Origin of the sequence: Pseudomonas sp. MF6396 (assembly GCF_002018915.1) — a bacterium.
Taxonomy (GTDB): domain Bacteria; phylum Pseudomonadota; class Gammaproteobacteria; order Pseudomonadales; family Pseudomonadaceae; genus Aquipseudomonas; species Aquipseudomonas palmensis.
On the sequence record NZ_MVOK01000024.1, the window covers coordinates 58,887 to 73,494 of the forward strand.

A 14,608-nucleotide genomic window follows, 5' to 3' on the forward strand; every position below is an offset into this window, starting at 1 on the left:
GTTCAGGTGTCCTTCTGCTTGGTGCCGAAGATCTTGTCGCCTGCATCGCCCAGGCCGGGAATGATGTAGCCGTGTTCGTTCAGGCGTTCATCGATCGAGGCGGTGTAGATGTGCACGTCGGGGTGTGCACCCTCGACCGCCGCGATGCCTTCGGGCGCTGCCACCAGCACCATGGCGCGGATGTCCTTGCAGCCGGCCTTCTTCAGCAGGTCGATGGTGGCGATCATGGAGCTGCCGGTGGCCAGCATCGGGTCGATGATCATGGCCAGGCGCTCGTCGATCTCGGGTACCAGTTTTTCCAGGTAGGTGTGCGCTTCGAGGGTTTCCTCGTTGCGGGCAACGCCCACGGCGCTGACCTTGGCGCCCGGGATCAGGCTGAGCACGCCGTCGAGCATGCCGATACCGGCGCGCAGGATCGGCACCACGGTGATCTTCTTGCCGGCGATCTTCTCGACCTGTACGGTGCCGCACCAGCCTTGAATGTCGTAGCTTTCCAGCGGCAGATCCTTGGTTGCCTCGTACGTCAGGAGCGCGCCGACTTCCTGGGCGAGTTCGCGAAAATTCTTCGTGCTGATATCGGCGCGGCGCATCAGGCCGAGCTTGTGACGGATCAGCGGATGGCGGATCTCACGGGTTGGCATAGGGAAAGGCTCCGGGGGGCGGGCAAAAAAACCGCGCTAGAGTAATCTATTCGGCCGCAGGTGTCCTATAGGCATTGTGCACGTTAGTCCATAAATGCTTGATCTGATGCGTGAGGGTGCGTACCTTTGCCCGCTTTTCTCAACCGCAGCCCCCTGGAGAGCGTCATGTCCGCTGATCTCGAGCATATCCGTCAAGTCATGCGTGAAGCAGACTGCCTGCACAGCGAAGCCGAAGTCGAAGCGGCGATTGCCCGTGTGGGCGCGCAGATCACCGCCGACCTGGCCGACCGCAACCCGGTGGTGTTCTGCGTGATGAACGGTGGCCTGATCTTCTCCGGCAAGCTGCTGACCCATTTGCAGTTCCCGCTGGAGGCGTCCTACCTGCATGCCACGCGCTACCGCAACCAGACCAGCGGCGGTGATCTGTTCTGGAAGGCCAAGCCCGAAGTGTCGTTCATCGATCGCGAAGTGCTGATCATCGACGACATCCTCGACGAAGGGCACACCCTCAGCGCCATCATCGACTTCTGCAAGCATGCCGGTGCCAAGGCGGTGTACAGCGCGGTGCTGGTGGACAAGGACCACGACCGCAAGGCCAGCCCTGACCTGAAGGCCGACTATTGCGGTTTGAGCTGCGTTGACCGCTATGTGTTCGGCTACGGCATGGACTACAAGGGCTACTGGCGCAATGCGGCGGGTATCTATGCCGTGAAGGGCATGTAAAACCGGGTGGGAGCTGACTTGGCCCGCGAAAGGGTCGATGCGGTATCAGCTATTTGCGGTGCCTGCATCGCGGCTCAGGCCCGCTCCCACAAGAGGCCATCAGCTTCGTACATTTCTCATGCTAGAGTGCCAGGCCGCCCCCAAGGAGCCTGCCATGCGCGCCATCCTCGCCCTCCTGCTGCTGACCAGCCTGCCCCTGGCCGCCGCGCCGCTGCACAGCCAGTTCCTGCCGCCCGACGACCTTACCCTGCGCCAGGAAACCCCCGAAGCCCAGCAACTGCTGCAGGTGACCCAGTATTCGGTGGTGGTCGGCAACCAGCGACAGTCCAACCAGCAACCGATACCGGTCACGGCACCGGTGCTGATGCGCCTCAAGGGCAAGCCCCTGAACAAGGGCGCCACCATCAGCGAGGTGCTGATCAGCTTCGACGGCGAAGGCAAGAGCCTGCGCAAGCCGGCGTTCGACGCCAAGAGCCGCACCCTGACCCTCAACTATCCCGCCAGCCAGTACCGGGTGATTCTCGACCTGCTGCGCAACGACACCCTGTACGTGCAGTTCCTCAGCTATGCCAACGGTCATATCTGGGCCGATGTGCACACCGGCACCCTACGCGCGCGTTGAGCCACAGCGCTGCCGGGGGGTAAACTGCCGGCCCGTGAAAAATGTCCGTGATGGTTCAGTTGGAGTCGGCAATGCGTAAAGACAAGAAGCAAGTGATTGGTGATGAGATCAGCGACGACTACATCAAGTCGTTTCTCCAGTTCGAACCGGCCGATGCCAGCTCGCCCTCGCACCACAAACTGATCAAGGCCTATCGCGGCCTGCGCATCGATGACTTCGAACGTTTCGTCGGCTTCTTCGTCGAGGCCGGATACGATGTGGACGGCAAGGACGAGCACGGCAACACTTTCGCCCAGGTGATCGGCGACCAGCGCAATGCGCCCGAGTACATCGAGATCATCGACAGCGCCCGCAAGTGAGTACATCGCAGCCATGAAAAAACGCCCCGAGGGGCGTTTTTTCATGCATCACGCTTACGCGTAGCTTTGCGTCGGCTGGTTCTCGACCAGGCCCAGGGCCTCGTCGTTCTGCGCGCTGATCTTGTGGTACAGCGCAGCGTCGGTCGCCAGGACTTTCTCCCGTGCCGGGAAGATCTCGTTGAGCTTGGCCGCCCAGGCGCCCTTGGCCTGCTCGGGGAAGCAGCGTTCGATCAGTTCCAGCATGATCGACACGGTGACCGAAGCACCCGGCGAGGCGCCCAGCAGGGCGGCCAGCGAGCCGTCCTTGGCCGCCACCAGTTCGGTTCCGAACTGCAGGATGCCGCCTTTTTTCGGGTCTTTCTTGATGATCTGCACCCGTTGCCCGGCCACTTCCAGGCGCCAGTCTTCGGCCTTGGCTTCAGGGTAGAAGCGACGCAGCGATTCCAGGCGCTGTTCCATCGACTGCATCACCTCGCTGACCAGGTACTTGGTCAGGTCGAAGTTGTCGCGGGCCACGGCCAGCATCGGCCCGATATTGCCCAGGCGCACCGACAGCGGCAGGTCGAGGAACGAGCCGTGCTTGAGGAACTTGGTGGTGAAGCCGGCGTACGGGCCGAACAGCAGCGAGGTCTTGCCGTCGACGACGCGGGTATCCAGGTGCGGTACCGACATCGGCGGCGAACCCACGGCGGCCTGGCTGTAGACCTTGGCCTGGTGGCGCTTGACCACCTCGGGGTTGTCGCAGCGCAGCCACTGGCCGCTGACCGGGAAACCGCCGAAGCCCTTGCTCTCCTCGATGCCCGACAGCTGCAGCAGCGGCAGGGCCGCGCCACCGGCGCCGAGGAACACGAAGCGGGCATCGACGTCGCGGCTGCTGCCGCTGTTGACGTCCTTGATGGTGACGGTCCAGCCGCTGCCGTTACGGCGCAGGCCGGTGACCTTCTTGCTGTACTTGACCTGCGACTCGGGGGTGTCGGCCAGGTGCTTGAGCAGCTTGTTGGTCAGGGCGCCGAAGTTGACGTCGGTGCCTTTCATCACGCGGGTGGCGGCGATGTGCTGGTCGGCGGGGCGGCCCGGCATCATCAGCGGCATCCACTCGTTCATCAGCGCCTTGTCTTCGGTGTATTCCATCTCGGCGAAGGCGTGGTGAGGCTTGAGCGATTCAAACCGCTTTTTCAGGAACGCGACGCCCTTGTCACCTTCGACGTAGCTCAGGTGCGGGATCGGGTTGATGAAGGCACGCGGGTTCTTGAAGGCGCCCTTTTTGCTCAGGTAGGCCCAGAACTGCCGGGATACCTCGAACTGGGTATTGATGTGCACCGCTTTCTTGATGTCGATGCTGCCGTCGGCGGCCTGCGGCGTGTAGTTCAGCTCACACAGCCCGGCATGGCCGGTCCCGGCGTTGTTCCACGGGTTGGAACTTTCCGCGGCACCCGAATCCATCAACTCGACGACTTCCAGCTTCATCGCCGGGTCGAGTTCCTTGAGCAGTACGGCCAGGGTGGCACTCATGATGCCGGCCCCTACCAGTACTACATCGACTGCTTCGTTCTGCGCCATTAACGCGTCTCCAAAAATCTTCAGCACCAAATTGACAGCATGGCTCCCAGGCTTGGCCGGGATTTCCATGTCCGCTACTTCGCAGGTTTTTCAACTTCCGCGGACACCACCAACCGGGCTTTGCGTTGCCTATGAACGCATTTTACCGCCCGTGCGGCAATTCGACTTATGGTCAAGGTGTCCATCGTGCGCTATGGACCGGCCTTAGTCACCCATCGCAGATGAGTGCTGTTGCCAGCTGTTTGGGGCTTTCAGGGACGCAGTTGCTGCTTTTACACATGCCAGACTGTTCATTGCTCGCCACACTCTCGTGAAGTTGTGAAAACCGTTTTTTCACGCTCTTTTGGAGTCGTGAACCTCAAAAAGGGTGTGCACGATGGCAAACCCGGCAGGTTCAGGCAGAGCAGAGCGCCGAAGGAACGCGGGCACACCAGCTTGGCAAGACCTGTGTGGGCGGCTCTCTGTGGGCGATTCGGGGATGCCGATGCAATGGCATTGGCGGTGCTGCGAGGCCCGATCAGGAGACGTCCTTATAATCGGGGGGAGATTATAACGAGGTCGCGGGCAGAAACGATCTTTATTAACGACTTTTGTTGCGCTTTGCTTCGCCGGCCACGCCGTGGCGGGCTGGCCTGCAGGGGGCAGGCGGCTGAACAGAGCGTTCACCGGCGCAGGTGGGCAGTCTACGCGGTCGATGATGAAACGATTGTGACAGTGGCTGGCCCCGATGGCTGGGGTGGTCCCGGGTGGTTATACTGGCGACCTTTGCTGCTATTCCTGGAGAGATGAGCATGTTGCAACGTTTGTTGTTCGGTTTGATCGCTGTCACCAGCCTGACCCTGGTCGGTTGTGCCCACAGCCCGCAACAACTCAGCCCGCAACCCAAACTCACTGCCCAGCTCGCGCCCGTGGGTCGTGGCCAGCCGGTGGTGGTCAAGGTGGTCGATGGTCGTCCTTCGCAAACCCTGGGTACCCGCGGCGGGCTGTACCCGGAAACCAGCGCCATCACCGTGAACGGCAATGACATCGTGCCCAAGCTGCAGGCCCAGGCCGAGGCAGCGGTGCGCCTGCTGGGCTTCACGCCCACGGCGAACGCCTACAACGCCCCGCAGCTGACCGTGACCCTGGCCGAGCTGAAGTACCAGTCGCCCAAGGAAGGCCTGTACGTGACCGAGGCCACCATCGGCGCCACCTTCCGTGCCGACGTGTCCAATGCCAACCGCCGCTACAGCGGTCGCTACGGCGCCTCGCTGGACCAGCGCTTCGGCATGGCGCCCAACCAGGAAACCAACACCAAGCTGGTGGGTGACGTGCTCAGCGACGCCCTGACCCGACTGTTCAAGGACCCGACGGTCGGTCAGGTACTGGGCGAGTAAACCCGCTGACGGCAAACGAAAAAGCCCGATGCCTCGTTGCAGGCATCGGGCTTTTTAGTGGGCGTGACCTGCTCAGGCGGCTTCGACGTAGAAGTCCAGCAGGCTGATGCCGGTGCCCTGGTCGACCTCCGGCAGGTCATGGTGGGCATGCCCGCCAAGTGCGCAGTACACCAGCCACTGGCGGTCCTGGACGTTGAACGCCAGGCCGTCGATCAAGGCCTGTTGTTCATCGCTGGGGGCGATCAGATAGAGGCGGTCCTGGTTTTCGGCGTGCAGCATGACAAGCTCCCTGAGTGTTGAAGGGCAATAGAGTGGCTTGTCGGGATGACGAACGTGTGACGGCCGGATTTAATTGTCATCGGTCGCAAAGTACGAGAGAGCCGCTGGCGCTTGGGTAGAATGCGCGGCGTGTCGAGGTCTGGTTTTTTATCGAGGTTGTGCGATGTCGTTGCAAGTGATGTGGGGGCTGCTGGCGGCCCACCCGGCCAAGCTGATCAATGTGCTGGCCTTGTTGATTACCTGCCCTGGCGGGTTGCTGTTGCAAGCGGCGCGGCGTCGTGGCGCGCAGGCGCTGGCGGGGCTGGCGCGTGATGAGGTGATGGTGGAGGGGATGAACCTGCGGGTGAACCGGTTCTACTACATCCTGGGGTTTTCGTGCCTGGCGATGGCGCTGCTGCTGTCGTGGTTCAGTACCTGGATCTGAGGTGAAGCCATCGCGGGTCAAGCCCGCTCCCACATGTTCTGCACTGTACTCAAAGCCAGTGATATCCCTGTGGGAGCGGGCTTGACCCGCGATACGGGCGACGCGCTCTAGAGCGCCAACCCCGCCTTGACGCGGTACTGGTTGCGCACCGGCATCGCATACTGCAGCACCAGGTACGGCTGGTGTTCCACCGGGCAGGCATCCAGGCGCCGCTGCCACTCGGCCTGGGCTCGGGCCAGCTCATCGGCCGGGAACACCTCGGCGGCCCTGGGCACCTGCAACTGCGGGTCGGCATCGGCCCACTGTGCATACGCCAGGTAATGCACCGGGAACAACCGGTAGCCACCCAGTATCTGCCGATCGATTTCCGCCGCCAGCTGCTTGGTGTCTTCGAAGTACTCGCTCACCGGCGGGGCAAAGTTGATGTGCACGCGGCCTTTGTAGCCAGTGATGCCCTGGGCGATGCTCACGTCATCCTCGCCAGGCGCCTTGCTGTAGGTGCCGGTGGTGGCGCGGATGTACAGCTCGCGGGCCTTGGCCTGGTCGCACGGGTCGTACTCGTAGCTGATCGACACCGGGCTCAGGTTCAGCGACTGGATCACCGCGCCGAACGGTTCGTCCTTGCGGCTCATGTGGAACATCTTGAGGATCGCCGAATCGGTGCGGTCGTCACCATCCTTGGCGCGGCCCTCGGCCTGGGCGATCCAGATCGAGGCGCAGTCGTTGCGGATCGAGTGGTTGATGTAGGCCGACAGCAGCTGATAGGCCGCCAGCTTTTCGCGCCGCCCGGTGATCGAGCGGTGCACGATGAAGCTCTTGTTCAGGCGCATCATGTCGCTGACGAACGGCTTTTGCAGCAGGTTGTCGCCGATCGCGATGCGCGGGGTCGGCAGGCCGGCGTGGTACACCGCATAGTTGACGAAGGCCGGGTCCATCACGATGTCGCGGTGGTTGGCCAGGAACAGGTAGGCACTGCCGGACTTGAACTGCTCGACACCGGTGTAGGTCACCCCGTCGGTGGCGCGGTCGATGGTGTGGTCGACGTAGTATTCGACCTTGTCCTGCAGGGTCGATACGCAACTGACCCCGGCAAATTCCTTGCGCAGGCGCCGAGCGATCAGCGGCTTGAGCAGCCAGCCGAAGGCCCCGGCCATGCGCGGGAAGCGAAAGTGGGTGAGGATATCCAGAAATGCCGGGTCGCTGAGCAGGCGCGCCAGCACGGCGGGCACCTCGGCGTCGTTGTACGGTCGGATGGCATCGAATTCGCCCATCATGCTCTCTTGTTGGAAACGGCTAGGGTAATAGTAGGGCTGCGGACTGAAAAACGGCTCAGACACCGGCAAGGCCTGTAAATAGACCGGCAATTATACGCACAAGTCACCTGGGAGACTGCGATGGTGGAATCTGCTTTCTATGATTGTCCTTACTGCGGTGAGCAAGTGGAAACCACCGTTGACCTGTCCGGTGGCGACCAGAGCTATATCGAGGACTGCCAGGTCTGTTGCCGGCCGATCGTGTTCGTGCTGCAGGTGCATGGCGAGGAGTGGATGCTGGACGTCAAGCGCGAGGACGAGTGATGCAGCGTATCTACGAGCCGGAAAGTCTGCTGGAGGCCGAGCTTCTGATCGGCATGCTGCGCAGCGAAGGGATCCAGGCGCACCTGAGTGGGCGCGACCTGATGGGCGCCGTGGGCGAGCTGCCGATGCAGGGGCTGCTGGGCCTGGCGGTGCCCGATGCGCAGGCCGAATACGCACGCCAGCTGATCGCCGCGTACAATGGCGCCCAGCCGCTTCCTGGCGACGAGCCGGAGACCCTTCCGGGAATACTGATTTGCTAGGTTTTGCTCATGTGTGGACGTTACGCCCTGTTTCGCTGGTCTTCGGCGTTTGCCGCGCTGCCCGGGTTCCCGCCTGACCAGCAGGCGCAATGGAACATCTCGCCCGGCGCCTCGGTGCTGATCCAGCGTCAGCGCGAAGGCCAGCTGGAGCTGGCGCGGGCGCGCTGGGGGCTGACCCCGGCGTGGCTGACCGACCTGTCGCGCACCCCGGCCCAGGCGCGCGCCGAGACCCTGGCCGAGCAACCGATGTTTCGCGAAGCGTTTCGCCTGCGCCGTTGCCTGCTGCCGGCCAACGGCTTCTACGAGTGGCGCGGCACCGCGCGCAAGCGGCCGTACTGGCTGACGCCGGGCGAGGGGTCTTCGCTGTTCTTTGCCGGCGTGTGGGAGGCCTACCCGGTGCAGGACCAGGTGTGGCTGAGCACGGCGGTGGTGACCCAGGCCGCGGTCAACCAGCGCCGGCCGCTGATTCTGGATGCGGCAGGGCAGGCCGCGTGGCTGGACCCGCAGACGCCGCTGGTGAAGTTGCAGGAATTGCTCGCTGGCCCGCAGGCCGCCTTGCGCGAGCGGGTGCTGGCGAACCTGGTGAATGATCCGAAGTTGAATGCGCCGGAGTGCCTGACCCCGGCGTAAGTGGTGAGCCCTTCGCCGGCAAGGCCGGCTCCTACAGGAACTGCATGCCCCTGTAGGAGCCGGCCTTGCCGGCGAAGCTTCTGGCTCAGACGCGAAACTGATTGATCAACCGGCGCTGCTGCTCCGCCAGCTTGGTCAGCTCCGCGCTCGCCGCGCTTGACTCATCCGCCCCGCCAGCCACTTCGTTGGCCACCTGGCCGATATTGATCACATTGCGGTTGATGTCCTCGGCCACTGCGCTCTGCTCCTCCGCCGCGCTGGCGATCTGGGTGTTCATGTCGTTGATCACCGACACCGCCCGGGTGATGCTCTCCAGCGCCTGGGCCGCCTGCGCCGCCTGTTGCACGCTGACTTCGGTCTTGCCCTGACTGTCCTCCATTACCTGCACCACATCCCGCGTGCCCTGCTGCAACTGCTGGATCATCTGCTGGATCTCTTCGGTAGCCTGCTGGGTCTTCTGCGCCAGGTTGCGCACTTCATCGGCCACCACGGCAAACCCGCGTCCCTGTTCACCGGCTCGCGCCGCCTCGATGGCCGCGTTGAGCGCCAGCAGGTTGGTCTGTTCGGCAATGGCACGAATCGCCACCAGGATCGCGTTGATGTTCTCGCTGTCGCGCGCCAGGGCCTGTACCACACCCACCGCACGGCCGATCTCCTCGGCCAGGGCGCTGATCGAGGTGGAGGTGTTGCGCACGATCTCCAGGCCCTGGTTGGCGGCCTGGTCGGCATTGCTGGCCGCTTGCGCCGCATGGGTGGCATTGCGCGCCACGTCCTGGGCGGTCGCGGTCATTTCATGCACCGCAGTGGCCACCAGGTCGATTTCGGCCATCTGCTTGTGCACGCCCTGGTTGGTGCGAATGGCGATGTCGGCGGTGTGCTCGGACGAGTCGCTGACCTTCTGCACCGACACCACCACCTGGCTGATCATTGCCTGCAGCTTGCTCAGGAATGTATTGAAGCCACGGGCGATGGCGCCCAGTTCGTCGGCGCGATCGCTGCTCAGGCGCCGGGTCAGGTCACCTTCGCCCTGGGCGATGTCGTCCAGCATGCCGACCATCTGGCGCAGCGGCCGGGCGATGCCGTGGGCCAGCAGCCAGATCACCAGCAGGCCAAGCCCGGCGATGCCCAGGCCGACCACGATCATGCCGGTGAGGTCGGTGCTGCGCTGGGCGCTCATTTCGCGCTGCAGCGCGTCGAGGTCGGCCATCACCGCGCTGACCGGCAGTTGCAGCAGCAAGGTCCAGCGCGAGGCGGTGTTGCCCACGGCAAATGGCACGAACAGCTCGATCTGTCCGCTGGCATGGTCGATTTCGTAGTGCAGCGCCTTGCCCGACAGGCTGCCGAGCACCGCCACTTCATTGGGTTGCAGCACATCGCTGGCTTTTTTGCCGAACGTGCTCGCATCCTTGGTGTAGGCCACCACGCGTCCGTTGTTGGACAGCAGCGCCATCTCGCCCGCACCGTCATACAGCTGGGCGTCGGCGGCCTTGAGCATATCCTGGATGAAGTTCAGCGACAGGTCGGCGGCGGCGATGCCCTGGAACTGGCCGTTGACCATGATCGGCTCGACGAACGAGGCCAGCATCACGGTCTTGTTGCCCACCTGGTACGGGGCCGGGTCGATGGCGCAGGCCTTGCCGGTTTCCTTGGAACACAGGTAGTACTCGCTGGTGCGCACGCCTGTGGGCAGCAGGGTACGGTCGTCCACATCCTGGAGTTTGTCGAGGGTCAGGCTACCGTCGTCGTTACGGTACCACCACGGCAGAAAGCGCCCGCTCTGCGGGTTGACGCCCGCCAGCGTGCTGCCTGCATAGCGGGCATCGTCGTGGTCCAGCGCATTGGGCTCCCAGCCCACGTAAACGCCCAGCAGCAGCGGGTTGTCCAGGGCGGTCTGCCTGAGCAGGGCGATCATCTGTTCGCGTTCGAGCTTGAGCTGCGGGTTGCCGGCAGCATCCTGCATGCCGATCAGGGCATTGGTGGTGGCCAGGCCGCGGGCGATCAGCAGCGGCGCCTCGAGGCTGCGCTGGATCTGGCTGACCTGGGTCTGGGCCAGGGCCGTCAGGCGTTGCTCGATCACTGCCTCGAACTGTTGCTGGGTGCGGTTGTGCACCAGCGTCTGGGTGCGGGCACCGGAATACACTGCGTATAGCACCAGTGCTGCAACGATGCTCAGCACGATGGCACCGGCCAGCGCGGCCACGGAAAACTGGATCGACTTGAACTTCATGGGAGCTCCGAGCGCAAAGAGGGTCGCCTGTCTGGGCGTTATCGGCGCGCCGGGGGCAAAGCATGAGTGTGGCGATGCAATTCTTCGCGAACGGCTGTAGCGCGTTTATGATGCGCGGCCTAGGATACGCCGCATGTTCGAAGGGAGTGTTTTCATGCGTAGATCAGTTGTTATCGGTGCCCTGAGCGCCAGTGTGCTGCTGGCCGGTTGCCAGGCCGTGAACACCACCAGTGGTGGAGCGGTGGGCGTGGAGCGCAAGCAGTACATGTTCAGCATGCTGTCGACCGATGAGGTCAACCAGATGTACGCGCAGTCGTACCAGCAGACCCTGGGTGAGGCATCCACCAAGGGTATGCTCGACAAGACCAGTACCACCGCCAAGCGGGTGCAGGCCATTGCCGACCGGCTTATCGTGCAGGCGCCGAAGTTCCGCCCCGATGCGGCGCAGTGGAAATGGGAAGTCAACCTGATCAAGAGCGACGAGCTCAATGCCAACTGCGGCCCGGGTGGCAAGATCATTTTCTATACCGGCCTGATCGACAAGCTCAAGCTGACCGACGACGAGATCGCGGCGGTGATGGGCCACGAAATCGCCCACGCCCTGCGCGAGCATGGTCGCGAGGCGATGTCCAAGGCCTATGGTGTGGAGATGGCGCGCCAGGGCGCAGGTGCCCTGTTCGGCCTGGGCCAGGACAGCCTGGCGCTGGCCGACACCGTGGTGCAGTACAGCATGACCTTGCCCAACAGCCGCAGCAACGAGAACGAAGCCGACCTGATCGGCCTGGAGCTGGCGGCGCGTGCGGGCTACAACCCGAATGCGGCGATCAGCCTGTGGAACAAGATGACCGAAGCGTCGGGTGGTTCGCAGCCTGAGTTCATGAGCACTCACCCGGCTTCGAGCAGCCGTATCGCGTCGTTGCAGGCGGCGATTCCCAAGGTGATGCCGTTGTACGAGCAAGCCAGAAAATAGCGCCGTGACCTTCGCCGGCACTGCCGGCTCCTACCTGAACCTGTAGGAGCCGGCCTTGCCGGCGAATGCTTCACACGCTAGCCGGTATCAGCCCACCCACCCGCTGACCTTCATCGCCGAATACACCGCCACCAGCGCCAGCACCACGAATGCCGTGGCCGCCAGGCGACGGATCAGGGTCAACGGCAGCTTCTCGGCGGCAAAATTGCCCGCCAGCACAACCGGTACGTTGGCAATCAGCATGCCCAGGGTGGTGCCGATGATCACCATGATCAGGTGCGGGTACTGCGCCGCCAGCATCACCGTGGCCACCTGCGTCTTGTCGCCGATCTCGGCAATGAAGAACGCGATCAGCGTGGTCAGGAACGGGCCGAAGCGCCGCGCCGTACTGGCTTCATCGTCATCCATCTTGTCCGGCACCAGGGTCCACAGGGCCGTGGCGGCAAAGCTTGCGGCCAGGATCCAGTGCAACGTGGCCTCCGAGAAGAAACTGCCGAACCACGCACCCACCGCACCGGCCGCCGCATGGTTGGCCAGGGTCGCGGCAACGATACCGGCGATGATCGGCCAGGGTTTGCGAAAGCGTGCAGCGAGGATGAGCGCGAGCAGTTGCGTCTTGTCGCCGATTTCGGCGAGCGCAACGATGGCGGTGGGGACCAGCAATGATTCCAGCATCAGGATTCCTACGGGGGCGGGTCGACACGGCTATGACACGTACAGCCTTCCCGCCCCGGGTAAGGTGTGCGTGTCATAGGTCTTGTCAAACCCTGGATCCGTCTGTGCGGACCGTGGGTCGTACGCGCCATGGTCTGAGGACCAAGTATGTTGACGCGTACCGGGCGAGCTGGGTGCTCGCGGGAGACTACTCCCCTAGGACGGAGCGGATTCTGCCTAGGCAAAACCGTTTGGGCAAGCGAAGTTTTTAAGTTCGTGTGGCCTGGTAGATCCGAAAGCCTTGTCCCTCGTCGCGAATCAGGCAGTTGCCCAAGGCGCCTTCGATGAGCGGTTGGTACCGCAGGAAGCTGTTGGCCACAAGCCGAAGTTCGCCGCCTTTTTTCAGATGATCGGCCGATTTTTTCAGCAAGGTTTCCGAGGCGTGGTAATTGGTGTGAACCCCGGTGTGAAACGGCGGATTGCTCAGGATCACGTTCAGCTCGCGGGGCGCGGCATCGATGCCGTCGCCGGCGATGACCTCCCCCTCCAGGCCATTGGCGGCCAGGGTCAGGCGGCTGCTGGCCACGGCGAAGGCATCCACGTCCAGCAGCGTTACCCGGCTTTGTGGGTAGCGGCGCTTGATCGCCGCGCCGAGCACGCCCGCACCGCAGCCAAAGTCCAGCACATGGCCCACGGGCAGTTGCTCGAGGTTGTCCAGCAGCAGCGCGCTGCCGCGGTCCAGCCGGCCATGGCTGAAGACCCCGGGCAGGCTCACGATCTGCAGCGGGCCTTCGGCCAGCGGCAGTTCGAATCGTTGCGCCAGGCTTTCCAGCGGCTGCGCCTCTGGCGGGGTGTCCACCGTGACCTGCCACAGCTGGCAATGGCGTGCACTGTCGAGCTTGCGCGGCTTGCCGAAGGCGTGCAGCTGCTTGGCCGCACCCTCGATACCCCCGCGCTTTTCACCCACCAGGTACAGCTGGCGCCCACCCAGGCGCGAGGCCAGGGCATTGAGCAGGTAGTTGGCCAGATCGCGGGACTTGGGCAGAAACAGCACGGCGCCGTCGAAAGCCACCGGCGGCACCTCCACGCCATAGTGACTGCGCCCGGCAAATCGCGCCTCGAGCGCGGCCTGGTCGCCGGCGTGCCAGCTCCAGGCGCGGGCATCGGGCAGGCTGCCCAGCAGGTCGTCGGCGGGCAGGCCGGCCAGCAACACGGGGCCTTTGAACAGCTCGGCCTGACGGAGCAACACTTCACTACGCGGGTCCATGGTCGGCGCCCCTCTGCAAAAAGTCGCGAATTCTAGCAGAACTCAGCTGACCACTCGGCGCGGGTTGCCCTGCAGGAAGGCTTCGGCGTTCTCGGCCAGTTGGCCGACGATGCGCTGGCGCGCCTCGACCGCGCCCCAGGCACTGTGCGGGGTGACCACAAGGCGCGGGATATCGCCTGCCAGCAGGGGGTTGCCATTGACCGGAGGCTCCACGCTGAGCACGTCGGTGGCGGCGCCACCCAGGTGCCCGCTGCGCAGTGCGTCGGCCAGCGCCTGCTCGTCGATCAGCCCGCCACGGGCGGTGTTGACCACGAACGCGCCGGGCTTGAGCAGGGCCAGTTCGGCGGCGCCGATCATGTTGCGGGTGCTGTCGTTGAGCGGGCAGTGCAGGGTCAGCGCATCCACCTGCGGCAGCAGCTCGGCCAGGCTCAGGCGATCATCGCGGGCCGGGCGGCCGGGCAACTGGCCGGACAGCACGCGCATGCCGAAAGCTTCGGCCAGGCGCGCCACCGCACCGCCAAGTTCGCCGTGGCCGAGCAGGCCGAGGGTCTTGCCCTCCAGTTCGACGATGGGAAAGTCGAGCAGGCAGAACTGCCTGGCCTGGGCCCATTTGCCGTCGGCCACCGCCTGCTGGTAATCGGGCAGGCGAGTGGCCAGCGCCAGCAGCAGGGCCAGGGTGTGCTGCGCCACCGAGGGCGTGCCGTAGCCCTGGCAGTTGCTGACCACGATGCCATGGGCGCGCGCGGCCTGCAGGTCGACGTTGTTGGTGCCGGTAGCCGACACCAGGATCAGCCTGAGGTCGGGGCAGGCGGCGAGGGCGGTGGCGTCCAGGTGCACCTTGTTGGTGATCGCCACGCTCGCGCCCTGCAGGCGCTCGGCCACTTCGTGGGGGGCAGTGGCCGGGTGCAACTGCAGTTCATCGAAGCAGCCGCGCAGGCGGCTCAGGTCGAGGTCGCCCAGGTCCAGGGAGCTGTGGTCGAGGAATACAGCGCGGCGCAAGGTCATGGGGCAGGCTCCTGGGGTGTGGTTTGGGCAGGTA

General features: G+C 64.1%; 17 protein-coding genes, 1 pseudogene and 1 riboswitch. Of the genes and pseudogenes, 9 read left to right on the forward strand and 9 right to left on the reverse strand.

Annotated features, from left to right (window positions below):
- Positions 1 to 2: 2 nt before the first annotated feature.
- A complete protein-coding gene (gene upp, locus MF6396_RS21530) occupies positions 3 to 641 on the reverse strand; it encodes a uracil phosphoribosyltransferase (protein ID WP_054916236.1) in 639 nt (212 codons plus the stop codon).
- Positions 642 to 806: 165 nt separating this feature from the next.
- On the opposite strand from upp, the gene MF6396_RS21535 reads away from it, so the two are divergent.
- From MF6396_RS21535 to MF6396_RS21545, 3 genes are all read left to right on the forward strand, one after another.
- Positions 807 to 1,364 (forward strand): hypoxanthine-guanine phosphoribosyltransferase, encoded by a 558-nt coding sequence (locus tag MF6396_RS21535; protein WP_043864344.1) that lies wholly within the window; start codon positions 807 to 809, stop codon positions 1,362 to 1,364.
- Between the two features lie 154 nt (positions 1,365 to 1,518).
- Entirely contained in the window at positions 1,519 to 1,986 is a 468-nt protein-coding gene (locus MF6396_RS21540) for a hypothetical protein (RefSeq protein WP_054916235.1), read from the forward strand.
- Between the two features lie 71 nt (positions 1,987 to 2,057).
- A complete protein-coding gene (locus MF6396_RS21545; RefSeq protein ID WP_054916234.1) occupies positions 2,058 to 2,345 on the forward strand; it encodes a PA4642 family protein in 288 nt (95 codons plus the stop codon).
- 54 nt (positions 2,346 to 2,399) lie between these two features.
- Here MF6396_RS21545 and mqo read toward each other — a convergent pair whose 3' ends face one another.
- Positions 2,400 to 3,905 (reverse strand): malate dehydrogenase (quinone), encoded by a 1,506-nt coding sequence (mqo, locus tag MF6396_RS21550; protein WP_043864347.1) that lies wholly within the window; start codon positions 3,903 to 3,905, stop codon positions 2,400 to 2,402.
- A 791-nt stretch (positions 3,906 to 4,696) separates the two neighbouring features.
- On the opposite strand from mqo, the gene MF6396_RS21555 reads away from it, so the two are divergent.
- Complete coding sequence (locus MF6396_RS21555; protein ID WP_043864348.1) at positions 4,697 to 5,281, forward strand: YajG family lipoprotein; 585 nt, start codon at positions 4,697 to 4,699, stop codon at positions 5,279 to 5,281.
- A gap of 72 nt (positions 5,282 to 5,353) precedes the next feature.
- Here MF6396_RS21555 and MF6396_RS21560 read toward each other — a convergent pair whose 3' ends face one another.
- Positions 5,354 to 5,560: a hypothetical protein gene (locus MF6396_RS21560; RefSeq protein ID WP_043864349.1), complete on the reverse strand. Its 207-nt coding sequence runs from the start codon at positions 5,558 to 5,560 to the stop codon at positions 5,354 to 5,356.
- 163 nt (positions 5,561 to 5,723) lie between these two features.
- Here MF6396_RS21560 and MF6396_RS21565 point away from each other — a divergent pair, with 163 nt between their 5' ends.
- On the forward strand, positions 5,724 to 5,984 hold the full coding sequence (locus tag MF6396_RS21565) for a hypothetical protein (protein ID WP_054916233.1): 261 nt from the start codon (positions 5,724 to 5,726) through the stop codon (positions 5,982 to 5,984).
- A 107-nt stretch (positions 5,985 to 6,091) separates the two neighbouring features.
- Here the strand turns inward: MF6396_RS21565 and MF6396_RS21570 are convergent, their stop codons facing one another.
- Complete coding sequence (locus tag MF6396_RS21570) at positions 6,092 to 7,255, reverse strand: 1-acyl-sn-glycerol-3-phosphate acyltransferase (protein WP_043864351.1); 1,164 nt, start codon at positions 7,253 to 7,255, stop codon at positions 6,092 to 6,094.
- Between the two features lie 123 nt (positions 7,256 to 7,378).
- Here MF6396_RS21570 and MF6396_RS21575 point away from each other — a divergent pair, with 123 nt between their 5' ends.
- Genes MF6396_RS21575 through MF6396_RS21585 form a run of 3 tightly spaced genes read left to right on the forward strand, consistent with a single transcriptional unit; the run spans position 7,379 to position 8,451 of the window.
- Entirely contained in the window at positions 7,379 to 7,561 is a 183-nt protein-coding gene (locus MF6396_RS21575; RefSeq protein ID WP_054916232.1) for a CPXCG motif-containing cysteine-rich protein, read from the forward strand.
- Positions 7,561 to 7,821, forward strand: a complete 261-nt coding sequence (locus tag MF6396_RS21580; RefSeq protein ID WP_078481521.1) for a putative signal transducing protein — start codon at positions 7,561 to 7,563, stop codon at positions 7,819 to 7,821. Before MF6396_RS21575 ends, MF6396_RS21580 begins: the two co-directional genes overlap by 1 nt.
- Before the next feature lie 9 nt (positions 7,822 to 7,830).
- Positions 7,831 to 8,451 (forward strand): SOS response-associated peptidase, encoded by a 621-nt coding sequence (locus MF6396_RS21585; RefSeq protein ID WP_043864354.1) that lies wholly within the window; start codon positions 7,831 to 7,833, stop codon positions 8,449 to 8,451.
- Between the two features lie 85 nt (positions 8,452 to 8,536).
- On the opposite strand, the gene MF6396_RS29595 is transcribed toward MF6396_RS21585, so the two are convergent.
- Both MF6396_RS29595 and MF6396_RS29600 read right to left on the reverse strand, forming a co-directional pair.
- On the reverse strand, positions 8,537 to 9,379 hold the full coding sequence (locus tag MF6396_RS29595; protein ID WP_404940702.1) for a methyl-accepting chemotaxis protein: 843 nt from the start codon (positions 9,377 to 9,379) through the stop codon (positions 8,537 to 8,539).
- Positions 9,380 to 9,391: 12 nt separating this feature from the next.
- Positions 9,392 to 10,678 (reverse strand): annotated as a pseudogene (locus MF6396_RS29600) (HAMP domain-containing protein); the annotation flags it as partial.
- A 154-nt stretch (positions 10,679 to 10,832) separates the two neighbouring features.
- On the opposite strand from MF6396_RS29600, the gene MF6396_RS21595 reads away from it, so the two are divergent.
- A complete protein-coding gene (locus MF6396_RS21595; RefSeq protein ID WP_058540663.1) occupies positions 10,833 to 11,648 on the forward strand; it encodes a M48 family metallopeptidase in 816 nt (271 codons plus the stop codon).
- A gap of 87 nt (positions 11,649 to 11,735) precedes the next feature.
- Here MF6396_RS21595 and MF6396_RS21600 read toward each other — a convergent pair whose 3' ends face one another.
- From MF6396_RS21600 to MF6396_RS21610, 3 genes are all read right to left on the reverse strand, one after another.
- Positions 11,736 to 12,323, reverse strand: a complete 588-nt coding sequence (locus MF6396_RS21600; RefSeq protein ID WP_043864356.1) for a TMEM165/GDT1 family protein — start codon at positions 12,321 to 12,323, stop codon at positions 11,736 to 11,738.
- A gap of 87 nt (positions 12,324 to 12,410) precedes the next feature.
- A riboswitch (yybP-ykoY riboswitch) is annotated at positions 12,411 to 12,532 on the reverse strand.
- A gap of 38 nt (positions 12,533 to 12,570) precedes the next feature.
- The gene (locus tag MF6396_RS21605; RefSeq protein ID WP_043864357.1) at positions 12,571 to 13,569 is read right to left on the reverse strand and encodes a class I SAM-dependent methyltransferase; all 999 of its coding nucleotides are present in this window, start codon (positions 13,567 to 13,569) and stop codon (positions 12,571 to 12,573) included.
- Between the two features lie 42 nt (positions 13,570 to 13,611).
- The gene (locus tag MF6396_RS21610) at positions 13,612 to 14,574 is read right to left on the reverse strand and encodes a 2-hydroxyacid dehydrogenase (protein ID WP_078481524.1); all 963 of its coding nucleotides are present in this window, start codon (positions 14,572 to 14,574) and stop codon (positions 13,612 to 13,614) included.
- Positions 14,575 to 14,608: the final 34 nt, after the last annotated feature.